This window comes from Pseudomonas sp. GW821-FHT01D09 (assembly GCF_059422465.1).
Genome location: NZ_JBWKWY010000023.1, coordinates 29179 through 51344 on the forward strand (window position 1 = coordinate 29179; position 22166 = coordinate 51344).

The following is a 22166-nucleotide window of genomic DNA, read 5'->3' on the forward strand; positions in this document are numbered from 1 at the left end:
ACTTCGCGACAGCGTGGGAGGTCTGTTTTTGAGTAGATGGTTATTTTTCTGACAACAACATCAGATTTTTCATCATAACTTCTCAGATACAGACGGCAGGGTGTATAGAATCGTTACCCACCCTTCACCCACGTGTCAGCCATGGCCCGCCCTGGTCGACCAGTCCGAGTTATTGCATGCATCAGGCCCATGACGTCGAGGTGCCCTCTCTGCTTGAAGCCTTGCGCTCGGGCACAGCCCTGCTCCATGTGGCCCTGGAAAAACGCTTGCCGTTTTTTTCTGCGCAGCTGGATGCCGACAGGTATCGCCGCTTGCTTGAGGCTTACTATGGTTTCTACCGGCCAATGGAAACCCGGCTCTACGACAGCGCCTTGATTCCAGTCGGATTCGATCAGGCTCTACGTGTGAAAACGCCAACCTTGTGCACCGACCTGACGGCCCTGGGCCTGTCCAGCCAGGCGCTTGGCGCCTTGCCCCTCAGCCCTTGCCTGCCACGCCTCGACACCCCAGCCGCCTGCCTGGGTGCGTTGTATGTGCTGGAAGGCGCCACCCTCGGCGGCCAGGTATTGCGCCGGGAGATGGCCCGGCGCCTGGCGCTGGATGCCAGCAATGGCGGCGCCTTTCTCAATGTATACGGCGCCGAGACCGGTCGGCGCTGGAAAGACTTTCTCGACTACCTGGGCCGCATCCCGCTGGACGACATAAGCCGTCGCCAGGCGGTGGACGCGGCCTGCTCGACATTCAGCTGTTTTGAGCAATGGCTCGACAGCCGGGAGGTACTGCTATGAAACCCGAGGATTTTGAAGAACTGCTGGCCAACTGTGCCGACGAGCCCATCCGTTTTCCCGGTGCGATCCAGCCCCACGGCGTGCTGCTGACCCTGCGCGAACCGGACCTGCTGATCATGCAAGTCAGCGCCAACGTCGCCAGCCTGTTCAATCACCAGCCCGAGACCTTGCTCGGCCAGCCACTGGATACGCTGCTGGGCGCAGAAAACACCCACGCTGTGCGGCAGATGGCCAGCCAACCCAGCGCTATCGACACTCCGCCGCTGCACGTCACCCTCAACGGTGGCGAGTTTGAAGGCCTGTTGCATCGCCATCAAGGTGTGCTGGTGCTGGAGTTCGAGCCACGCGCCAAGCATTTCCAGCCCAAACCCGTGCAGGGTCGCACCAGTAATCTGGGCAAGATGTTGCAACGCTTGCAGTCGGCGAAAACCCTGCAAGCGCTGTACGAAATCAGCGTGAACGAAATCCAGGCCATGACCGGCTATGACCGGGTGTTGATTTACCGCTTTGAAGAGGAAGGCCACGGCCAGGTCATCGCCGAAGCGTCCGCGCCATCCATGGAGCTGTTCAACGGCCTGTTCTTCCCCGCGTCCGACATCCCGGAACAAGCCCGCGAGTTGTACCGCACCAATTGGCTGCGGATCATCCCCAATGCCGACTACGAGCCGGTGCCCCTGCTGCCCAAACTGCGCCCGGACACCGGGCAGCCGCTGGATCTGAGCTTCGCCACCCTGCGCAGCGTGTCGCCGATCCACTGCCAGTACATGAAAAACATGGGGGTGCTGTCGTCCATGAGCATCTCGCTGATGAAGGGCGACACCTTGTGGGGCCTGATCAGTTGCGGCAACCGCGAGCCGCTGCACGTGCCCAACGAACTGCGCACCACCTGCCAGACCATCGGCCAGGTGCTGTCATTGCAGATCAGTGCCATGGAAGCCCTGGATATCAGCCGCCAGCGCGAGGAAAAAGTCGAGGCCCTGGGCGTGCTCAACCAGGCGATGGACGCATCATCGAACACAGTATTCGACGGCCTGGCCCAATGCCCGCAAGTACTGATGGACTTGGTGCAGGCCAGTGGCGTGGCGATCATTGAAGGCCAGCAACTGCAACGCTACGGCAACTGCCCGGAGCCTTCGCAGATCCGCGCCTTGCATAAATGGCTGCAGGAAACCGCGCAGCCGGTATTTGCCAGCCACCACCTGGCGGCGGTCTACCCGCCCGCCGCACACTACCCGGCAGTGGCCAGCGGCGTCCTGGCCATAAGCTTGCCCAAGCCGGTGGACAACGGTGTGCTGTGGTTCCGCCCGGAAGTCAAAGAGAGCATCCAGTGGAGCGGCGACCCGAAGAAACCGCTGGCCCTGGAAAACTCCGACGCTGGCCTGCGCCTTCGCCCACGCACCTCGTTTGAAATCTGGAAGGTGGAAATGGCCGGCATCGCCAGCAAGTGGAGCCCCGGCGACCGTTTTGCCGCCAACGACCTGCGCCGCTCGGCCCTGGAAAACGACCTGGCCCGCCAGGTCCTGCGCGAACAACAGGCCGTGCGCGCCCGGGATGAACTGGTGGCGGTGGTGTCCCACGACCTGCGCAACCCGATGACCGTGATCTCGATGCTGTGCGGCATGATGCAAAAGGCGTTCAGCTCTGACGGCACCCACACTTCGCGGCGGATTTCCTCGGCCATCGACACCATGCAGCAAGCCGCCGGGCGCATGAATGTGTTGCTGGAGGATTTGCTCGACACCTCCAAGATCGAAGCCGGCCGCTACACCGTCAGGCCGGTGCCGCTGGATGTCAGCCAGATCTTTGAAGAGGCCTATTCGCTGCTGGCGCCCCTGGCCCTGGAAAAGGGGGTGGACCTGTCGTTCAACGCCGAGCCCGGCCTGCAAATCAATGCCGACCCGGAGCGTTTGTTCCAGGTGCTGTCGAACCTGATCGGCAACGCCATCAAGTTCACCCCGCGCCTGGGCAAGATCGGGATTTCGGCGATGAGCAATGGCGAAGAAATTGTGTTTGCGGTGCGCGACTCCGGCGAAGGCATTGCCCCTGACCAACTGCCCCATGTGTTTGATCGCTATTGGACCCTGACCGAAAACAACCCCACGGGCAGCGGCCTTGGGCTGTACATCACCCAGGGCATCGTCAAGGCCCACGGCGGGCGGATCGAGGCCGAAAGCGAGCTGGGGCGTGGCAGTGAATTTCGCTTTACCGTGCCCAAGGTGGTGCAGCCTCCACGCTGACCTGGCGGTGTACGCCGGGGCAGCAGGCCCCCCGCATTATCATTGACGATTTCCGTCGGCAAGCCGACGCCTACAGATGGGGCGGCGAGCCGTTTGTTACGTTGACAAAACACCGACATCCACTGCGTTAAGCTATCCAGTCCACCCCCGAACAGAGCCGTGTTTCCATGCTGCAACCCGACACTTTGCCCGCCGTCCTCGCCGGCCCCTTGTTGCGCCGCCTGGAGCCGGGCCGTCTGGTGTTGTGGCTGGTGGGCAGTCGCGCGCTGGCATTGACCTTGCGGTTGCAGTTCAGCCAGGACGGGCAGCAACAGTCCCTGGACATCGCCCTCGACGCCACACAGTGCCAGGTCATTGCCGTCGGCCGCGCAGCGTTTATCCACCTGATCGATGTGTCGCTGGCCACGCCGCTGCCCCAGGACGTGCCCATCCACTATGACCTGCTGCTCAAGGATGGAACCGGTATCGCCCAATGGGCACCGCACCTGCTGTACGCCAATGCCCAGGCCCCGGATTTTATCCTGCACAGCCGTATCCACCAGTTGCTGCACGGCTCTTGCCGCAAACCCCACCATTACGCCGATGAAGGCCTGCTGTGCGCCGATCGCCTGCTGGCCGAGGACCGCAGCCTGGCCCAGCGCCCGGCCCTGTTGATGATGAGTGGCGACCAGGTGTATGCCGACGATGTGGCCGGGCCGATGCTGCGTGCCATTCATGGGCTGATTGCGCGCCTGGGCCTGTTCGATGAACACCTCGATGGCGCCGTGGTGGACGACAGCACCAGGCTCTACGGCCACCCCGCCAGCTACTACCATCGCGCCGACCTGTTGCCGGCCCTGGAGAGCAACGAGACCCTGCGCGAACGCTTTTTTGGCGGGGTGAAAAAACCGATCTTTACCAGCAGCAGCGCCGACAACCACCTGGTGACCTTCGCCGAAGTGATGGCGATGTACCTGCTGGTCTGGTCGCCAACCCCCTGGACCCTGATCGCCCCGCAACCTCCCGCCCGGTTAACGCCTGAAGACCAGGCACGCTACGCCCGCGAACAGGTCCCTGTGGATAAGTTTCGCGATGGCCTGGCCGGGGTGGCCCGGGTGTTCGCCCATATACCGTGCCTGATGATCTTCGATGATCACGACATCACCGATGACTGGAACCTCAGCGCCCAATGGGAACAGACCGCCTATGGCCACCCGTTCTCCAAGCGCATCATCGGCAATGCCTTGCTCGCCTATATGCTCTGCCAGGGCTGGGGCAACAACCCCGATGCCTTCGCCCAGCTCGTGGACAAAACCCTGGCCCTGAGCGCAACGGCCCAGCACCACGGCAATCATCTGCCCGCCCCCGCCCAGGACCAGTTGCTCGAAGAACTGCTGACCTTCCAGCAGTGGCACTACGTGCTGCCCACCACCCCGGCGCTGGTGGTGATCGACACCCGTACGCGGCGCTGGCGCAGTGAGTTCACCCTCAAGCAACCGTCCGGCCTGTTGGACTGGGAAGCCTTGAGCGAGCTGCAACAGGCGCTGCTCGACCACCCATCGGCGATCATCGTTTCACCCGCACCGATCTTTGGCGTCAAGCTGATCGAGACGGTGCAGAAAGTCTTCAGTTGGTGCGGTTATCCGCTGCTGGTCGATGCGGAAAACTGGATGGCCCACCGTGGCGCCGCCCAGGTGATCCTGAATATCTTCCGCCATTCGCGCACCCCGGGTAACTACGTGATTCTGTCGGGGGATGTGCATTACTCGTTCGTCTACGAAGTGCTGATCCGTCATCGCAATGCCGGGCCGCATATCTGGCAGATCACCAGCAGCGGTATCAAGAACCAATTCCCGCCCCGCCTGCTGGAATGGTTCGACCGCATCAACCGCTGGCTCTACTCGCCACGCTCACCCCTGAACTGGCTGACCCGGCGCCGCCGCATGCAGGTGGTGCCGTATATCCCGGCACAGGCCGAAGCCGGCGAACGGCTGTGGAACAGTGCGGGAATCGGCCAGGTATTTTTCAACGAACAGGGGCAACCCGAGGCGATTTACCAGCACAACGCCAATGGCACGCCCCCCACGCGCATGGTGGAACCGCACTCGCCTGGACGCCGCGAATAATGGCGTTTAGCCACAAATTTTCGCCCTCTTTCTCTGCGGTCAAACCTCGTTGTACAGTACGCCCAGCCACGGAGTATCGGCGTTAACACCTGACTGGCCAGAGTGGGCCAGCATCCTCGCAGGGAGCGCGCAGATGGGCGATATATCCGATATGGATCCGTTGAAAAGTGAGCTTTTCGACAGTAATACCGACCTGGTCCATGCCATCATGGAGTTGGTCAGCGATGGGATTTGGTACTGGAATGCCGATACCGGGTTTGTCTATCGCAACCCCGGCTGGTACGAAATGCTGGGCTACGATCATCACTCCCTGGAAAACACGGTCTTCACCTGGGAAAACGTGATCCACCCCGACGATTACTCCCATGTGATGAAAGTCTTCGACGACTACGTCAACAGCCGCACGCCCCACTACCAAGCCCAATACCGCTGTCGCAAAAAAGACGGCACCTGGCTGTGGATCGAAGACCGCGGCTACATCATCGCCCGCAATACCGATGGCTCGGTGTGGCGCATGGTCGGTGCCCACCGCAGCATCCATGAACGCAAACGCTCCCTGGAACAACTTGAGCGGCGCAACCAATCCCTTGAGGCGCTGGTGGCCGAACGGACCCGCGAACTGTCGCGGGTCAACCAGCAACTGCAGTTGCAACTGGACGAAAACCGCTCCCTGGCCGAGCGCGATACCCTGACCCGGATCGCCAACCGCTATCGCCTGGAAAAAGCCCTGCTGGAAGAGTGCGAGCGCGCCCAGCGGTTTCGCCTGCCGTTGTCCGTGATTGCCATGGATGTCGATGACTTCAAGTCGATCAACGACCAGCACGGGCACGCCGTGGGCGATACCACCCTGTTGCAGGTGGTCGAGCGCCTGGAACACTGTGTCCGCCAGGGTGACCTGCTGGCGCGTTGGGGCGGCGATGAGTTTATGGTGATCCTGCCCAAAAGCACTGTGGACGTGGCCAGGATGCTGGCCGAGCGCATCCGCCTGGCCATCCTCGACGTGCCCAGCGTGGGCGACTTCAAGGTGACCTTGAGCCTGGGCGTGGTACAGCGCCTCGATGGCGAATCGCCCGCCAACCTGATGGCCCGGGCAGACCAGGCGCTGTACCGGTCCAAGGCCGCGGGCAAGGACCGGGTTTCGCAATAACGCGCACTGGCGCAAAAATTGCGCAATGCACCCGCTTGGAGCCGGCTTGCCGGCGATAGGGCCAGTGAACTTTGTGCTGTATTTTCTACGAAATGCGCCTAGGTCAGCTCAAAAACATAAATATGCAATTATTATGGCGATATTAAACTTTAAAACACTAAAATAATTGCACTTATATGCGGATACTAGTATTCCTTCATCTTTATGCTTGAAGCGCTGGAATAATTGCATCCATGGCCAATAAAACTGCTCCGCTCCTTCCAATGACCCAGCAATTACTGGTGGACCTGGGCGAGCGCCTGCGTCTGGCTCGCTTGCGACGCAAGCTTACCGCCAAGCAAGTGGCGGAGCGTGCCGGTATGTCGCAAATGACCCTGCGGGCTCTGGAGCGAGGTGCTGCGGGTGTCACCATCGGCGCCTACCTGTCCGTTCTGCAGGTACTGGGCTTGGAGCAGGACCTGGCCCGTATCGCCGAAACCGACGAATTGGGCCGGCATCTACAAGACTCCCTGCTGCTGAACAAAACACGCAGGACACCTAAATCATCCTACGGCATCGTCGCCGCGCCAGACTCGCCTCCCTACATCCAACCTCACGAGCCAGCCTCAGCGGCCTCCAAACTTTCCGGGTTAATCGTGAACCCTGTCAACAAGACCTCCAAACCATGACCCGGATTGCCGTGTACGCCGACTGGGCGCAACTTGGCACAGCACGCCGCCTGGGCTTTTTGCATGCGCGCCGAGGAGGAGCCGGCGAGCTTTTCGAGTTTGAATATGATCGGATGGCGCTGGCCGATCCACTACTGGCCCTGGCTCCGATCGATCCTCGCATCGGTCTGTTTGAAGGTCCTCAATACCCCGCGCAAGGCCGGGACACCTTCGGTGTTTTCAGCGACTCCAGCCCGGACCGATGGGGGCGAATGTTGATGAACCGCCGGCTGGATCGCGACAAGCGAGCAACACGGGTACCACCTCATACCCGCCTCCTGGAATCGGACTACCTGCTGGGCGTCCATGATGCCTTTCGCGTAGGCGCCTTGCGCTTCAAACGAGATGACCAAGGCCCATTCCTTGATGAACGCGAAGGCCTGGCAGCTCCCCCATTGGTACAACTGCGGCAGTTGGAAGCCGCAAGCCGCGCACTGGAAAACGATCACGACAATACCGCCGCCGAAGGCGTCGATTGGCTACGTATGCTGATTGCCCCAGGCGGCTCGTTGGGCGGCGCACGTCCAAAAGCCAGCGTAGTCGACCCCAACGGCCATTTGTGGATCGCCAAGTTCCCCAGTCTGCGCGACGAACACAATGTCGGTGCCTGGGAGTACATCATCGGATCGCTCGCAGAAGGGTGCGGGCTGCGTGTCGCCGCCATGGAAGCTGAACGCTACGCCAGCGAACATCACTGCTTCAGGATCAAACGTTTTGATCGAACGGCCCATGGGCAACGTATCCACTTTGCGAGCGCCATGACCTTGACTGGCCATACCGATGGTGAGGACGGCTCGACCGGCGTCAGCTACTTGGAATTGGCACGGGTACTGATCAACCAGGGCGCCAATACCCAAGCTGACCTGCGAGAGTTGTGGTGCAGAATCGTATTCAACCTGTTGGTTTCCAACACTGACGATCACCTGCGCAACCATGGTTTCCTACTGGAACCCGGCCGCGGCTGGCATCTTTCCCCAGCCTATGACATGAACCCGGATCACTACGGGCAAGGCTTGAAACTCAACATCAGTGAATATGACAACGCCCAGGATCTGGAGCTGGCGCGTTCGGTGGCAGACTATTTCAGGGTGCCTCGCAATGAGGCCGACAGACTTATCGAGGCGTTCAAGGGAGTGGTTCGCCAATGGCCGATATTGGCCAACGCCATGGGTATATCTCGTCAAGAACAGGATCGGATGAGTCGGGCATTCAGGCTGGCGCTGTAGGAGCCGACAAGCCGGCCCCCACAGGGTTGAAGTCAGTAACGCGCGTCCACCGGCTTACCGCCGTTCGGCCAGTCCTTCACTTTGTCCGGGAAGTCCGGGCGTGGTTTTTGCGAGAAGTAGGCGGCAACGTCCACCGCTTCCTGGTCCGACAAACCGCCCTGGCCCAACGGGAATTTCTCGTGGAAGCCGATCGGCATATTGCGTTTGACGAACGCGGCGGCGGTGTAGGTGCGAGCCATGCCGGCACCGATGTTGAAGGACTGTTCGCCCCACAACGGCGGGTACACCAGGCTGCCGTCGGCCCGGGCCAGGCCTTCGCCGTCGTTGCCGTGGCACACCGCGCATTGCTTGGCGTAGACCTGCTCGCCATGGGCCAGGTCGGGCTTGATGGCCGGGTCGATCTTGCCGACACCACGGCCGGGGACTTTATCCTCGGGCTTGGTGTTGTTTTTCATCCAGTCGAAGTACGCCACCATCGCCTGCATATCCGCCGATTGGGGCGGTATTGGCTTGCCGTTCATCGAGCGGCGGAAGCAGCCGTTGATGCGCTCTTCCAGGCTCACCACCTTGCCAGCACGCGGGGCGTAGCTGGGGAAGAACGCTGACACGCCCACGAACGGCGAACCGTCAGCCACGGTGCCGGCGTTGAGATGGCAACTGGTGCAGTTCAGCGAGTTGCCGACATTCTCGGGCAGCAGTTCCTTGGTTTGCAGGTGCAGGCGCATGCCGCGTACCACCTGGTCGGCATTCGTCGCCGCCAACAGGTTGGCCAGGCGCGGCGTCTCGAACGCCGAGGAGTCGGTGCTGACCGGGTTGAGCTGGTCACGCATTTTCTTCACCTGGGCAGTGCTGATCGGCGTGCCTTCGTTGCCCCAGCGCGTGCGCACAAAGGTGAGGATTTCCGCCACTTCGTTATTCCCCAGGCGCGCAAAGCCCGGCATGGTGTAGACCCGTGGATGGGCGGCGGTCTCGGCGGTTTCCCAACCGGTGAGGGTAATGTGCAGCAGCGAGGTGGGGTTGCTGGCCACCACGCTGGCGTTACCGGCCAGTGCCGGGAACAGGCCCTTCACACCCGCGCCGTCGCTGCGGTGGCAATCGCTGCAGAACTGCATGTAGCCCAGGCCGCCCCGGCTGGTGAACAAGTCCTTGGGCAGTTCGACGGGGCCTTTGGCCACGGCCGGCATCGGCAGGTCGTCCTTGCCCGGTGGCAGGGATTTCAGATAGGTGGCAATGGCCGTCAGGTCGGCATCCGTGAAGTGCTGGGTGCTGTGCCGGATCACGTCCACCATGTTGCCGGATACCGTGGCAAAGCGGTTCTGCCCGGTCTTGAGCAGTTGCACGGTGTCTTGCACCGTCCACAGGTTGCGCAGGCTCAAGGCGCGCCAATGTTCGACGGTCTCCCCGCCCAGGTAGTGCTCGCCGCTACTGCCGGCGTCGCTCATGGCTTTTTCCTGGAAGGCGATCCCCCGCGGGGTATGGCACGAGCCGCAGTGGCCCAGGCCCTGGACTAGGTAGGCGCCCCGGTTGAGCACGGCATCCCGGGCCGGGTCGGGCTGGAACGGTTGTTTGTCGAGGAACATGAAATTCCACAACGCCAGGCCCCAGCGCTGGTTGAACGGGAAGCCCATGTCAGCTTCGAGGTTGGCCTGGTTCACCGGCTTGACCTCGTGCATCAGGTAGGCGAACAAGGCGCGCATGTCCTCTTCGCTCATCTTCGCGTAGGACGGATACGGCATGGCCGGGTACAGGTTCATACCGGCCGGCGTGACACCTTCGCGCATCACCCGGTCGAACTGTTCAAAGCTGTAGTGACCGATGCCCGTCTCACGGTCCGGGGTGATATTGCTGGAGTAGATGATGCCCATGGGCGTGTTCAGCTCCAGGCCACCCGCCATCTCGGGACCTTGCTTGGCGGTGTGGCAGGCGATGCAGTCCCCCAGTTGGGCCACGTATTTGCCCTGGGCGATCAGTTCGGTATCGGGTTTGGCGGGTTCGTTGGCGTGCAGAGGAAGCGCAAGACACAGCGTCGCCCCCATCCAGGCCAAACGTGACAGAGAAAGGGCCATCGCATTATTCCTTTAATAACCTGGCCTGGGGGTTGGCCCCTAGGTACAGGTTTGTCTGCGTTTTTATGAGGTCATCAGGCGGACAACCGGGGCTTTGTAAGCCCCGGTTGTGTTGTAGCGGATTTTCGATAATGGCCCGTTGATATGGATCAGGGCCGAGGGCGGTTCAGGCGTTTTGCAGGTAGTGCGTGGCGTCGAGTTCGATCATCACCGGTTGACGGGTGTCGACCAGGCGTTGCAACAACCCGTGCAAGGCCTGCGGCGTGTCGGCCGTATGGTGGGCAATGTGGCAGCTGCGGGCCATCGCGGCAAAGTCCGGGGTCAGGATATCCACCCCCAGCGGCGTGATTTCCCGGGCCTGCATATAGTCTCGGATCTCACCGTAGCACTGGTTGTTCCACACCACCAGGATCACGCCGATGCCGGCCTCACGGGCCGCGATCAGTTCGTTGCTGGCAAACTGCAAGCCACCATCGCCGACCAGCGCCACCACCGGTCGCTCGGGCTTGGCCAGCTTGGCGCCGATCGCCGCCGGCAAGCCATAGCCGAGGGTGCCGTAGCCGGTGCCGGCGTTGAACCAACTGTTGGCCGCCGGCGCCTGGTAGCCCACCGCGCCCTGGTACACCGGCTGGGTCGAATCGCCGACGATCAACGGGTCGACCAGGCTGTCGCGCAGCAGGTCCAGCAAGCCTTGCAGCCCCTGTTGCTTGGCGTTCCAGCTCGCGCGCTCCTGGCGGTTGACGCGCTGCACGCTGTCCTGCGCCCAACGCCCGCTCGGGGCTGGCGGGCGGACCGCCGCCAGCAGCGCCTGCAAGCCTTCGCGGGCATCGCCCACCAGCCCGACATGGGCGCGTTGCACGCCCATGACTTGCATCGGGTCGATATCCAGGCGGATCAGCGGTGCCTTGAATTTCAGTGGGCCAAGGCCGAAGAAATCGTAGTCGGTTTCCCCCAGCTCCGTGCCCACGGCGAGGATCACATCGGCCTCGTCAAACAACGAACGGCCATGTTTGGAGGACTGCACGCCGTCCAGCAACAACGGGTGGCCCATGGGCAGCAGGCCACGGGCATTGGTGGTCAGGGCCACCGGCGCTTGCAGGCGTTCGGCCAGTTGCTGCAACACTTCGGCGCAGTCACGGGCACCGCCGCCGGCGAGGATCAGCGGCCGCCGCGCCTCATTGAGCAGGCTCAACGCCGCTCGCAGCGAGGCCGGCGCCGGGGCCGGGGCGCCTGGCAGGCTGCGGGGCATCAGGTTGAGGTCCACGGCGGGCATGTCCAGCACATCCAGGGGGATTTCCAGATGCACTGGGCGCGGGCGCACGCACTTGAACACGGCGAAGGCGCGGGCCAGCAGCTCCGGCAATTGCTCCGGCGCTTGCAGGGTATGGCTGAAGGCACATACACCGGCGACCATCGCCCGTTGGTCCGGCAGCTCGTGCAGGTGCCCGTGGCCCAGGCGCAGGTGTTCGCGGCGGTTGGTGGTGGAAATCACCAGCATCGGCACCGAATCGGCATAGGCCTGGCCCATGGCGGTGAGGATATTGGTCATGCCGGGGCCGGTGATGATGAAACACACCCCCGGCTTGCCGCTGGCGCGGGCGTAGCCGTCGGCCATAAAGCCGGCGCCCTGCTCATGGCGCGGGCTGACATGGCGCAGGCGGCTGCCATGCAGGCCGCGGTAGAGCTCGACGGTGTGCACGCCAGGGATGCCGAACACGGTGTCGACCCCATAACCTTCCAGCAGGCGAACCAGGGACTGGGCACAGGTGGTCATTGCTCATTTCCTTCTTATTGTTCTGTGTCGATTGGCCAGACCTTAGGGCGCGCTCGGAGGGCGGACAAGCAAAAAATTTGCCGGCCATTGGCAAAAAAAATTCACGGATTGCCGCGCGTCAAAGCCCGCCGCCCAACTGCGACTTCACCCACTCGCCAAACGCCTGCACCACCGGGCGCTCGACTTTCTGGTGATCGGCCACCAGGTAATAGCCACGGTTGGATTCGATCTCGGTCTCGAACGGCCGCACCAGCAAGCCCCTGGCCAGGGCCTCGCCGCTGATCAGGTTGTCGCCCATGGCGATGCCCTGGCTGGCGATGCACGCCGACTGCACAAAGTGCGCATCGGCAAACACGATGCCGCGCTGCACATCCACATTCGGCGCCCCGGCGGCGGCCAGCCACACGCGCCAGTCGGAGTAGTCGATCATATGCAGCAACGGCACACCGGCCAGGTGTTCCGGGGTCTTCAGGCCGCCCATGGTGTTGACCAGGCGCGGGCTGCACACCGGGAAGTAGCGCAGCGAAACGATCTTCTGCACATGCTGGTTGGGCCAGTCGCCCATACCGTAGGCGATAAACAGGTCGGCGCCATGGTCGCTGGTGTCATCCGGGGTGCGCGGCGAAATCAGGTGCAATTCGACCTGTGGATAAAGGGCCTGGAAGTCGGCGATATGGGTGCACAGCCAATAGGTGGCAAACCCCGCCGGGCTGCTGATGCACAGGCGCCCGCTGACCTGCTGGCCATCGAAGCGCTGCCCGGCCTCAAGGATATTGGCCAGCAGCCCATGGATATCGCGGGCATAGCGCTCGCCTTGCCAGGTGATGCGGATATTGCGCCCGGTGCGCTCGGTCAGGGCAAAGCCCAGGGTCTGTTCCAGGCTCTTGATCTGGTGGCTGATGGCGCTGGGGGTGAGGTTCAGCTCGGTGGCCGCCTCGGACACGCTGCCCAGCCGGGCCACCGCGTCCAGCGCCCGCAAGGCGGTCATGGAGGGGTAACGCATGGAGGTTCACCTGCTCAAAGATACCCGCACCATAGCCGCAATCGCGCCGCAGACATAGCCGCTGGCGAACGGGACAGTTGAATTAAATTTCAATATCGAGCGAAAAATGCTCGATTGACCTCAAGTGGCCAGTGGCTATTCTCGATCCTCATCACTGCATGCCTGTGCAGCTTTGCGCAGGAGCCGGCTCCTGCAGAAAACTGCCTAATCTACAAAAATAAAGAGGGATAACCCTTGAACCCAGTCACCCCGGTGGTCGCCATCGATGCTCTGCACAAGAGCTATGCCGCGCACCATGTTCTCAAAGGCATTTCCCTGCGCGCCAACGAAGGCGATGTGGTGTCGCTGATCGGCTCCAGCGGCTCGGGCAAAAGCACCCTGCTGCGTTGCATCAACCTGTTGGAAATCCCATGCAGCGGCAGCCTGCGCATCAACGGCGAGGAAGTGCGCCTGAAAAAGGACCGCGCCGGCAACCCGCTGATCGCCGATCCTGACCAGATGGCACGCCTGCGCACGCAACTGGGCATGGTGTTCCAGAGCTTCAACCTGTGGCCCCACCGCACCGTGCTGGAAAATGTCATCGAAGCACCGGTGTATGTGCTGGGTGAAGACCGCAAGGACGCCATCGCCCACGCCGAGCACCTGCTGGAAAAAGTCGGCCTGGCCAGCAAGCGCGATACCTTCCCGGCCTTCCTGTCCGGTGGCCAGCAACAGCGCGTGGCCATCGCCCGCGCCCTGGCCATGCGCCCGCGCGTCTTGCTGATGGATGAACCCACCTCGGCCCTGGACCCGGAGCTGGTCGGCGAAGTGCTGAAGGTGATCCAGGGTATCGCCGAAGAAGGCCGCACCATGATCCTCGTCACCCACGAAATGGCGTTTGCCCGCGATGTATCGAGCAAGGTCATGTTTTTGCACCAAGGGTTGGTTGAAGAAGAAGGCACGCCCCAACAAGTCTTCCACAACCCCACCAGCGAGCGTTGCCGCCAGTTCGTCATGGCCCAGGACAATCGCGTCTGAACTGCCGCTTCCATCCTTCAAAACAATAACTTCGAAAGGGTCAAGCCATGCACAACTCTCTGAAATCCCTCGCCGCCGGCTGCGTGCTCGCCGTGCTGTCCCACAGTGCGGTTGCCGCCGACAAAATCGTGTTCGGCATCGCCCTGGAACCCTACCCGCCGTTCTCCGAAAAAGCCGGCAATGGCGCCTGGAGCGGGTTCGAGCCGGACCTGATCAAGGCCCTGTGCGAGCGCCTGCAAGCCCAATGCCCACTCAAGGAAGTGTCCTGGGACGGCTTGATCCCGGCGCTGCAATCGAGCCAGATCGACGTGATCCTCAATTCCCTGAGCATCACCGAAGAACGGGAAAAGGTCATCGACTTCACCGCGCCCTACTACCAAACCCCAGCCATGTGGGTCGCCGACAAAAGCCTGGAGCTGGTCACCACCCCCGAAGGCCTCAAGGGCAAGCTGATCGGCGTGCAGGGCTCGACCTCCAACGCCACCTACCTCAAGGCCTACTACGCCAAGGGCTCGACCCTGCGCTACTACAACACCCAGGACGACATGACCGCCGACCTGCAAAGCGGGCGCATCGACGTGATGCTCGCCGACGCGCTGACCATCGAGCCGATGCTCAAGTCCGCTGCCGGCAGTGGCCTGGCCGACAAGGGCCTGGCGCCCAAAGACCCGCTGTTCGGCTCCGGCATCGGTGCCGCCGTGCGCAAGGGTGACACCCCGCTACGCGAGCGGCTCAACACCGCGCTGGCGGCGATCAAGGCCGATGGCACCTACGACACCATTCGCAGCCGCTATTTCAGCGTCGATATTTCCGCGCAATAACGTCCAACGGAACGCGCCATGATTTCTTTGTCCGAACTCACCCAGTTGTTCGTCGCCGACGGCTGGCTCAACGCCCTGCTCCAGGGCGCGGTGGTGACCTTGCAGATTTCTGCCGGGGCCTTTGTGCTGGGCCTGGGCATCGGCCTGCTGGTGGCCATGATCAAGCTCAAGGGCCCCCGCTGGATGGTGCGCCTGGCCAACCTCTACACCACGCTGTACCGCGCGGTGCCGGAGCTGCTGCTGATTTTGCTGCTGTATTACGCCGGCACCGACCTGCTGAACATGGCGATGGCCGCCATGGGCCGCGACAGCGTGACGGTCAACGGTTTTATCGCCGCCGTGCTGGTGCTGGGTATCGTCCAGGGCGCGTATTCGGCAGAGATCATTCGCGGCGCGATCCAGGCCATTCCCGTGGGCCAACTGGAAGCGGCGCGGGCCTTTGGCATCGAGCGCTGGCTGCTGGTACGCCGGGTGTTGCTGCCCAGCATGCTGCCGTTTGCCATGGCCGGCCTGTCGAACCTGTGGCTGGTGCTGGTCAAGGACAGCGCGCTGATCAGCATCGTCGGCTACAGCGAGTTGCTCTCGGTGGGCAAACAGGCGGCCGGCTCCACCAAGCATTACCTGGTGTTCTACCTGGCGGTGGCGGCGGTGTATTTCATCATCACCCTGATTTCCAACGGCGCCTTCCGGGTGTTCGAGCGACGGATCAACCGCTGGATGCCGCAGCACTAAGGAGCGCAGCCGATGGACTTTTCATGGATCAACAGTTTTGCCAACGAACTGCTGCACGGCCTGGGTATCACCCTGAAGTTGCTGGCCTTGTCCGGGGTGTTTGGCTTCTTGCTGGCGGTGCTGGTGGCGTTGGGGCGCCTGTCGTCCAACCCACTGATCAGCGGGCCGTTGCGCGCCTATACCGCAGTATTCCGGGGCACGCCGCTGCTGGTGCAGATCTACATCCTGTATTACGGCGTGGGCAGCGTGTTTGCCAGCTACCCGCTGATTCGCGGCAGCTTCCTCTGGCCGTACTTGCGTGAAGGTTTCTGGTACGTGGCCCTGGCGCTGGTTTTGTGTGTCGGCGCCTATGTCGGCGAAGTGTTGCGCGGTGCCCTGCGCGCCGTGCCACGGGGCGAACTGGAAGCGGCGCGGGCGTTTGGCATGAAGCGCCTGATGGTGCTGCGCCGGGTCTGGTTGCCACGGGCCCTGGAGTTGGTCAAGCCGACGCTGGTGGGCGAAACCGTGCTGCTGCTCAAGGCGACTGCGCTGGCCTCCACCGTGGCCGTCACCGACCTGCTCGGCGCCGCCAACCTGGTGCGGGCGCAGACGCTGCGGGTGTACGAACCCCTGTTGGCGGTGGCGGTGATCTACATTGTCCTGGCGTTCGTGATCGAACACGCTTTCTCGCGCTGGGGCAAAGTCCCGCAGCGCCAGGCTTGAATCAATTTTAGGAGAACAAGGATGCGTTATTCACCGTTTGTCGAGCGCATTAGTGGCGAGTCCGTCAGCGCCTGGGATATTCACTACGCCGCCGTCGAAGCCCGTGGCCGTGGCGAAGATGTGATTGTGTTGAGCGTGGGCGACCCCGACTTCGCCACCGCCAGTGCCATCTGCGAAACCGCCGTCGATGCACTGCGCGCCGGCGACACTCACTACACCCACGTTCTCGGCCGGCCGGCCCTGCGCGAGGCGATTGCCGCCAAGCAAAGCCGCCTGCAAGGCATTGCTGTACACGCTGATAACGTGGCCCTGGTGGCCGGTGCGCAAAACGGCCTGTTCGCCACCTCACTGTGCCTGTTCAGCCAGGGCGACGAAGTGCTGGTGCCGGAGCCGATGTACCTGACCTACGAGGCCTGCATCCACGCCTCCGGTGCGCGCATCGCGACCATCGAGCAACCGGCGGCCAACGGCTTTCGCCTGACCCGCGCAGCCCTGGAAAAAGCCATTAGCGCCAAGACCCGGGGCATTGCCCTGGCCACGCCGTGCAACCCCACCGGCAATGTCTACAGCCGGGAAGAGCTGGAGCTGGTGGCCGAAGTCGCCCGTGAGCACGACCTGTGGGTAATTTCCGATGAGGTCTACGGGCAAATCACGTATGACCAGCCACACTTGAGCATCGCCTCGCTGCCGGGCATGGCCGAGCGCACCGTGGTGCTCAACAGCCTGTCGAAAACCCACGCCATGACCGGCTGGCGCGTGGGCTGGGTGGTGGCGCCGACCGCATTGGTGGGCCACCTGGATAACCTGCTGCTGTGCATGCTCTATGGCTTGCCGGGGTTTATCCAGGAAGCGGCGATCAAGGCCCTGGCACTGGATGACGAGGTGGTCAGCGATGCACGCACGGTGTATCGCCGCCGGCGCGACCTGGTGGTGGCCGGCCTGGGTGGCATCGCCGACCTCGATTGCCGCGTGCCCCAGGCCGGCATGTTTATGCTGGTGGACGTGCGCCGCACCGGGCTGTCGAGCATGGACTTTGCCTGGCAGCTGTTCCGCGCCACCGGCGTGTCGGTGCTCGATGCCCAGGCGTTTGGCGCCAGTGCCGAAGGCTTTGTGCGCATCTCCTTTACTGTCGCCGACGACACCCTCAAAGACGCCTGCCAGCGGATTGCCGGGTTTGTCGAGGGCCTGCGCGCCAACCGCTGATTATGTGAACACTGGGATTGATGTGGGAGCAGGCAAGCCAGCTCCCACATTTGATCTTTGCTCGTCTTGAATATTGAGGTTTCCCCCGTGACCGCTTCCGACCAATTCACTTCCACCCACTCCGTTGTCGGCGAGCACGCTGACCTGGTGCTGCACCACGGCCGTTTCTACACCCTCGACCCGGCCCAGCCGTGGGCCGATGCGGTGGCGATTCGCGGGGGACGTTTTATCGCAGTCGGTACATTCGCCGACCTGCAGCACCTGATCGGCCCGCAAACCCGCCAACATGACCTGCTGGGCGCCTTCTGCATGCCCGGCCTGCACGATATGCACACCCACCCCGACCTCGCCCTGGCGCCACGCTACAGCGATAACCTGGACGTGGGCATCGAAGACCCCACCCCCGAACAACTGGCGGCGGCGATCCACGCCTACGCCGATGCCCACCCAGGCGATGGCTGGATCTACGGCCAGTACTGGGTGCGCTACACCTTCCGCGAAGCCGGGCTGACCCCGGGGCGCGAATGGCTCGACAGCATCATGCCGGACCGCCCGGTGGCGCTGCTGGACCGCATGTGGGGGACCATGATGGTCAACTCCTGCGCGTTGAAACTGGCCGGCATCGACCGCCACACCGCCGACCCGCGCAACGGCTATATGGAGCGCGACGAACTCAGCGGCGAGCCCAACGGCCTGATGATCGACGGCGCCTACGCACTGATCCACGCGGCCATGCCGCCGCCCCCGGTGGCGGTGCTGCGCCGGGCCTATCGCGACGGCGTGCATTTCCAGAGCTCGCGTGGCGTTACCGCGACCAAGTACGTGCATGTCTGCGAGCGGCGCCTGGACGCCCTCAAGGAGCTGGACGACGCGGGCGAGCTGAGCGTGCGTGTGGAAGCGGCGATCAGTTGGCAGGACGATATCTTCCCGGTGCGCCGGCGCTGGGAATTGCTCGGCGGCGAGCGTCACTACTATCGCAGTGCGCGGCTCAATGCCAATGCGGTGAAGTTCCACTTCGACGGCACTGTGGAACCCAAGTCTTCGTACCTGATGACGCCCTGGGCGGCCGACTCCACCTGGCGCGGCAAGCTCAACCTGACCCCGGAACATATCACCGACATGGTGGTGGACATGGACCGGCGCGGCCTGCGGGTGATCGCCCATTGCACCGGCGACGGCGCGTCCGATGTGTTCCTCGATGCCGTGGCCGAGGCGCGGCGGGTCAATGGCGACAGCGGCATTCGTCATCAATGCGCCCACAGCACCCTGCTGCACCCGGGCAACCTCAAGCGCTTCAAGGCCCTGAACGTGATCGCCGAGTTCTCCCCGGCGGCCTGGTACCCGACGCCGTTTGCCAGTGGCGCCCGCGCAGGTTATGGCGCCGAACGCCTCAAGCGTATCTACGACTTCAAAGGCGTGCTGGCCGAGGGCGGCCTGGCGGTGATGGGCACCGACTGGCCGGTGGCCTCGATTGACCCGTGGTTGGCCCTGGAAACCATGGTCACCCGGCAAAACCCATGGAACCAGGAACCGGACTGCTTCGGCGAACCGATCACCCTGGAGCAGGCGCTGCAAGTGGCCACCCTCAACGGTGCCCACGCCATGGGCCTGGAGCATTCCACCGGCAGCCTGGAAGTGGGCAAGTGCGCCGACCTGATCGTGATCGACCGCGACCTGTTCGCCCAGCCGGCGCGCAACTACATCCACCAGACCCAGGTGTTGCTGACCCTGGTCGATGGGCGGCCAGTGTACGACCGCCTCAATGCCTTTGAAGGCACGGCACTGCAAGCCGTGTGGCAAGGCCTGCCGCCGGTGATCGAATGAATAACGATAGCATTGCCGTCACGGTGGTCTCGGGCTTTCTCGGCGCCGGCAAGACCACCCTGCTCAACCGCATCGCCCAGCAGCCGCAACATGGGCGTATGGCGGTGATCGTCAATGACTTTGGCGAGCTGAATATCGATGCGGCGATCATCGCCGAAGTCACCGACGCGGTGTTCAGCCTGCAGAACGGCTGCATCTGCTGCACGGTGCAAGAGGACCTGCTGGCGCAACTGGTGAGCCTGAGCCAGATGCGCCCACGCCTGGACCGCATCGTCATCGAGTGCAGCGGCGTGTCGGACCCGCAGCGCATTGTGCAGACCCTGGGTTATCCACAGCTCAAGGCGCACCTGCACCTGGATACGGTGATCACCCTGGTGGACGCCAGCGGTTACCGGGGGCTGGAGGGTGAATTCGCACGCCTGTCCCGCGCCCAGGTGGCCTGTGCCGACCTGGTGCTGCTGAACAAGGCCGATCTGGTCAGCGCCGCCGAACTGCACAGCCTGCGCGCCGAGATCGGGGCGCGTACGCGGGTGATCAGCACCGTCCAGGCGCAGATTCCCGACGCCCTGCTGCTGGGCGAACGCAGTGCGCGCAACGGCCTGACGCCAGTGCCGGCGCCGCACCACGAGCTGTTTGAAAGCTGGACCTGGCAAGGCACCCAGGCCCTGCCGGCCAAGGCCCTGCGCGACTGGCTGGGGCAACTGCCCAAGGATTTGTTCCGCCTTAAAGGCCTGGTGCATTTGCAGGGCAACGACCAGCCTTTCTGGCTGCAACATGTGGGCAACCGCAGCCAGTTCACCTTGGCCGGCGGCGAGCATGCGCAAGATTGCGCGCAACTGGTGTTTATCGCCCGACGTGGCAGTGGCCTGCGGGAACGGCTGGAGACGCAATTGCAGGAGATGCAGGGCCTGTAGCCGCGGATGACGATGAAGGCAGAGTGCCGCCTTGACCTTGCTACCCTGGCCCTTGAAAATGCCCGACGCTTTTCCCGTCTCCCCGCTTACAGAAGTAGTGAAATTTCAATGTCCGATTCCCGTACCGAAGAATCCGTAGTCACCTTGCAAGCCAAAGCTGAATACGAAAACGCCATCAATCTTTCACAGCATGTGCCAGCGGCCAAGAACATCAGTGAAATGGTGCTGGACGCATTCCATACCTCCAAGGAAAGCGAGCAGATCCGCCAATTGCGCGTGGCCATCCGCCAGGCCCACGACGCCTTCGACGATGACCAGGCCTATGAACTGATGGGCCAGCTCAAGCAGCTCAAGGACGCCGAAGCCGCCGACAACGCCGCCCTCGAAGACCTGAGCAGCAAGTTCTCGATCAACCGTATCCTTTCCAGCTTCAAGGACGACCCAGAGTTCCAGGAGCTGGTCTACGGCCTGGCGCTCAAGGTGCTGAACCAGACCCACCAGGCCATCAGCAACCCAAGTGCCGGCAAGGGCAAGGCTGCGCGGGCGAAGAAGGAAGCGGAAGTGTTTGTGATCAGCAAGGATGGCATCAGCGTCACCCTGCCATTGCGCACACCGCGCTCCAAACTCAATGTTGACCGCGAGGCGCTGGAGTTCCTCGGTTTCAACTTTGTAGGTGAAGGAGATGAGGCAGAGCTTGAGAGCGAGAGCTTTGTGGATAACTCCGGTGCCGAGCAGCCTTTGACACGTAAGAGCATCGTCACCGCACTGCAACAGCAGACTGCGTTTGACGGTTACAGCATCGCCCAGCAATAAGCCCTACCCCCACTCTAAATGTGGGAGCGGGCTTGCTCGCGATAGCGGTGGGTCAGCCAACACATGTATCGACTGATTCATTGCTATCGCGGGCAAGCCCGCTCCCACATGGGGGGCTGTGGTGTTTTGAGGCCGCACAAAAAAGCCCCGCTCTTCTCTCGAAGGCGGGGCTTTTTATTGCATCCCAACTCAGTGGGCGTAAGTCAGCAACAACTCTTTCGGCACCTGGAAATCCAGGGACATCATCACGCTCAAGGCGGTGATGGTGAAGATCGAGAAGACGAACAACTTGCGCGCCCAGACGGTGTCATCCACCGCCTTGTAGCCGGTCCAGGCCATGTACAACCAGTACATGCCCATGGCGGCGGCGACGGCAAGGTAGCTCATGCCGGCATAGCCACTGAAGGTCAACATCAAGGTCGCCACGAGGAAGGCCAGGATGTAGAGCAGGATGTGTTTCTTCGCCACCTGGATGCCGCGCTTGACCGGCAATACCGGAATCGAAGCCGCCAGGTAGTCGTTGAAACGGAAGATCGCGATGGCATAGGAGTGCGGCATCTGCCACAGGCTGAACATCACCAGCAGCACCAGCGCCGCCATGTCGAAGCTATTGGTCACCGCCACATAACCAATCACCGGCGGCATCGCCCCCGACAGGCTGCCCACCAGCGTGCCGTGCACCGACTTGCGCTTGAGGTACAGGCTGTAGAGGCCGACGTAGATGACAAAGCCGATCACGGCAAACAACGCCGCCAGCGGATTGGCCACCGTGTACAGCAACGCCACGCCGGCAACACCGAGGACGGTCGCAAAGATCAGCGCCAGTTTCAGGGAGATAAGGCCCTGGACCAGCACGCGGTTCTTGGTGCGCTCCATCTTGATATCGATGTCACGGTCAATGCAGTTGTTGAACACGCAACCGGATGCCACCACCAGGGAAGTGCCGATCATTGCCGCCAGGAAGATGGCCAGATCGACATGCCCCTTGGAGGCCAGGAAGAAACCGCCTGCCACAGAAAGCACGTTACCGAAAATGATCCCCGGTTTGGTGATTTGGATAAAGTGCTTAAGCGACATCGGGTCTTAC

At 62.5% G+C, this 22166-nt stretch carries 18 protein-coding genes; 14 read left to right on the forward strand and 4 right to left on the reverse strand.

What is annotated here, in order from left to right; all coding sequences use genetic code 11:
* Positions 1 to 176: 176 nt before the first annotated feature.
* The 6 genes from AC07W7_RS18985 to AC07W7_RS19010 all read left to right on the forward strand — a co-directional run bounded on the left by AC07W7_RS18985 (position 177) and on the right by AC07W7_RS19010 (position 8210).
* Positions 177 to 788 carry a biliverdin-producing heme oxygenase gene (locus tag AC07W7_RS18985; protein WP_495039897.1) on the forward strand — a complete coding sequence of 204 codons (612 nt, stop codon included), beginning with the start codon at positions 177 to 179 and terminating at the stop codon, positions 786 to 788.
* Positions 785 to 3025, forward strand: a complete 2241-nt coding sequence (locus AC07W7_RS18990; protein WP_495039898.1) for an ATP-binding protein — start codon at positions 785 to 787, stop codon at positions 3023 to 3025. Before AC07W7_RS18985 ends, AC07W7_RS18990 begins: the two co-directional genes overlap by 4 nt.
* 167 nt (positions 3026 to 3192) lie before the next feature.
* Positions 3193 to 5130 (forward strand): alkaline phosphatase D family protein, encoded by a 1938-nt coding sequence (locus AC07W7_RS18995; protein ID WP_495039899.1) that lies wholly within the window; start codon positions 3193 to 3195, stop codon positions 5128 to 5130.
* A gap of 133 nt (positions 5131 to 5263) precedes the next feature.
* Positions 5264 to 6277 (forward strand): sensor domain-containing diguanylate cyclase, encoded by a 1014-nt coding sequence (locus AC07W7_RS19000; protein WP_076962770.1) that lies wholly within the window; start codon positions 5264 to 5266, stop codon positions 6275 to 6277.
* Positions 6278 to 6510: 233 nt separating this feature from the next.
* A complete protein-coding gene (locus tag AC07W7_RS19005; protein WP_083743060.1) occupies positions 6511 to 6945 on the forward strand; it encodes a helix-turn-helix domain-containing protein in 435 nt (144 codons plus the stop codon).
* A complete protein-coding gene (locus tag AC07W7_RS19010; protein ID WP_495039900.1) occupies positions 6942 to 8210 on the forward strand; it encodes a type II toxin-antitoxin system HipA family toxin in 1269 nt (422 codons plus the stop codon). The genes AC07W7_RS19005 and AC07W7_RS19010 overlap by 4 nt, the downstream gene beginning before the upstream one ends.
* Before the next feature lie 32 nt (positions 8211 to 8242).
* Here the strand turns inward: AC07W7_RS19010 and AC07W7_RS19015 are convergent, their stop codons facing one another.
* From AC07W7_RS19015 to AC07W7_RS19025, 3 genes are all read right to left on the reverse strand, one after another.
* Entirely contained in the window at positions 8243 to 10276 is a 2034-nt protein-coding gene (locus tag AC07W7_RS19015; protein ID WP_169897805.1) for a c-type cytochrome, read from the reverse strand.
* A gap of 166 nt (positions 10277 to 10442) precedes the next feature.
* The gene (locus AC07W7_RS19020) at positions 10443 to 12050 is read right to left on the reverse strand and encodes a 5-guanidino-2-oxopentanoate decarboxylase (RefSeq protein ID WP_495039901.1); all 1608 of its coding nucleotides are present in this window, start codon (positions 12048 to 12050) and stop codon (positions 10443 to 10445) included.
* A gap of 118 nt (positions 12051 to 12168) precedes the next feature.
* Complete coding sequence (locus tag AC07W7_RS19025; protein ID WP_495039902.1) at positions 12169 to 13053, reverse strand: LysR substrate-binding domain-containing protein; 885 nt, start codon at positions 13051 to 13053, stop codon at positions 12169 to 12171.
* A gap of 234 nt (positions 13054 to 13287) precedes the next feature.
* Between AC07W7_RS19025 and AC07W7_RS19030 the strand changes: the two genes are divergently transcribed.
* From AC07W7_RS19030 to AC07W7_RS19065, 8 genes are all read left to right on the forward strand, one after another.
* On the forward strand, positions 13288 to 14070 hold the full coding sequence (locus tag AC07W7_RS19030) for an ABC transporter ATP-binding protein (RefSeq protein WP_495039903.1): 783 nt from the start codon (positions 13288 to 13290) through the stop codon (positions 14068 to 14070).
* A 47-nt stretch (positions 14071 to 14117) separates the two neighbouring features.
* Positions 14118 to 14891 carry a transporter substrate-binding domain-containing protein gene (locus tag AC07W7_RS19035; RefSeq protein WP_169897807.1) on the forward strand — a complete coding sequence of 258 codons (774 nt, stop codon included), beginning with the start codon at positions 14118 to 14120 and terminating at the stop codon, positions 14889 to 14891.
* A gap of 18 nt (positions 14892 to 14909) precedes the next feature.
* On the forward strand, positions 14910 to 15623 hold the full coding sequence (locus AC07W7_RS19040; protein WP_057437878.1) for an ABC transporter permease: 714 nt from the start codon (positions 14910 to 14912) through the stop codon (positions 15621 to 15623).
* A 12-nt stretch (positions 15624 to 15635) separates the two neighbouring features.
* The gene (locus AC07W7_RS19045) at positions 15636 to 16325 is read left to right on the forward strand and encodes an ABC transporter permease (RefSeq protein WP_076962775.1); all 690 of its coding nucleotides are present in this window, start codon (positions 15636 to 15638) and stop codon (positions 16323 to 16325) included.
* Positions 16326 to 16346: 21 nt separating this feature from the next.
* Positions 16347 to 17528, forward strand: coding sequence for a pyridoxal phosphate-dependent aminotransferase (locus AC07W7_RS19050; RefSeq protein ID WP_495039904.1), 1182 nt, complete (start codon positions 16347 to 16349; stop codon positions 17526 to 17528).
* A gap of 87 nt (positions 17529 to 17615) precedes the next feature.
* Positions 17616 to 19352 carry an amidohydrolase gene (locus AC07W7_RS19055; protein WP_495039905.1) on the forward strand — a complete coding sequence of 579 codons (1737 nt, stop codon included), beginning with the start codon at positions 17616 to 17618 and terminating at the stop codon, positions 19350 to 19352.
* Positions 19349 to 20266, forward strand: coding sequence for a CobW family GTP-binding protein (locus tag AC07W7_RS19060; RefSeq protein ID WP_076962778.1), 918 nt, complete (start codon positions 19349 to 19351; stop codon positions 20264 to 20266). Before AC07W7_RS19055 ends, AC07W7_RS19060 begins: the two co-directional genes overlap by 4 nt.
* Positions 20267 to 20374: 108 nt before the next feature.
* Positions 20375 to 21079 (forward strand): hypothetical protein, encoded by a 705-nt coding sequence (locus AC07W7_RS19065; protein ID WP_169902075.1) that lies wholly within the window; start codon positions 20375 to 20377, stop codon positions 21077 to 21079.
* A 189-nt stretch (positions 21080 to 21268) separates the two neighbouring features.
* On the opposite strand, the gene cyoE is transcribed toward AC07W7_RS19065, so the two are convergent.
* The gene (gene cyoE / locus AC07W7_RS19070; RefSeq protein ID WP_029300217.1) at positions 21269 to 22156 is read right to left on the reverse strand and encodes a heme o synthase; all 888 of its coding nucleotides are present in this window, start codon (positions 22154 to 22156) and stop codon (positions 21269 to 21271) included.
* Positions 22157 to 22166: the final 10 nt, after the last annotated feature.

What these genes read in the sequence shown, in the direction of transcription:
- AC07W7_RS19060 (WP_076962778.1), top strand. Translation starts at nt 19,349, where the DNA reads ATGAATAACGATAGCATTGCCGTCACGGTGGTCTCGGGCTTTCTCGGC.
- AC07W7_RS19065 (WP_169902075.1), top strand. Translation starts at nt 20,375, where the DNA reads ATGTCCGATTCCCGTACCGAAGAATCCGTAGTCACCTTGCAAGCCAAA.
- AC07W7_RS18995 (WP_495039899.1), top strand. Translation starts at nt 3,193, where the DNA reads ATGCTGCAACCCGACACTTTGCCCGCCGTCCTCGCCGGCCCCTTGTTG.
- AC07W7_RS19045 (WP_076962775.1), top strand. Translation starts at nt 15,636, where the DNA reads ATGGACTTTTCATGGATCAACAGTTTTGCCAACGAACTGCTGCACGGC.
- AC07W7_RS19015 (WP_169897805.1), bottom strand. Translation starts at nt 10,276, where the DNA reads ATGGCCCTTTCTCTGTCACGTTTGGCCTGGATGGGGGCGACGCTGTGT.
- AC07W7_RS19000 (WP_076962770.1), top strand. Translation starts at nt 5,264, where the DNA reads ATGGGCGATATATCCGATATGGATCCGTTGAAAAGTGAGCTTTTCGAC.
- cyoE (WP_029300217.1), bottom strand. Translation starts at nt 22,156, where the DNA reads ATGTCGCTTAAGCACTTTATCCAAATCACCAAACCGGGGATCATTTTC.
- AC07W7_RS19050 (WP_495039904.1), top strand. Translation starts at nt 16,347, where the DNA reads ATGCGTTATTCACCGTTTGTCGAGCGCATTAGTGGCGAGTCCGTCAGC.
- AC07W7_RS19025 (WP_495039902.1), bottom strand. Translation starts at nt 13,053, where the DNA reads ATGCGTTACCCCTCCATGACCGCCTTGCGGGCGCTGGACGCGGTGGCC.
- AC07W7_RS19010 (WP_495039900.1), top strand. Translation starts at nt 6,942, where the DNA reads ATGACCCGGATTGCCGTGTACGCCGACTGGGCGCAACTTGGCACAGCA.
- AC07W7_RS18990 (WP_495039898.1), top strand. Translation starts at nt 785, where the DNA reads ATGAAACCCGAGGATTTTGAAGAACTGCTGGCCAACTGTGCCGACGAG.
- AC07W7_RS19035 (WP_169897807.1), top strand. Translation starts at nt 14,118, where the DNA reads ATGCACAACTCTCTGAAATCCCTCGCCGCCGGCTGCGTGCTCGCCGTG.
- AC07W7_RS19040 (WP_057437878.1), top strand. Translation starts at nt 14,910, where the DNA reads ATGATTTCTTTGTCCGAACTCACCCAGTTGTTCGTCGCCGACGGCTGG.
- AC07W7_RS19020 (WP_495039901.1), bottom strand. Translation starts at nt 12,050, where the DNA reads ATGACCACCTGTGCCCAGTCCCTGGTTCGCCTGCTGGAAGGTTATGGG.
- AC07W7_RS18985 (WP_495039897.1), top strand. Translation starts at nt 177, where the DNA reads ATGCATCAGGCCCATGACGTCGAGGTGCCCTCTCTGCTTGAAGCCTTG.
- AC07W7_RS19005 (WP_083743060.1), top strand. Translation starts at nt 6,511, where the DNA reads ATGGCCAATAAAACTGCTCCGCTCCTTCCAATGACCCAGCAATTACTG.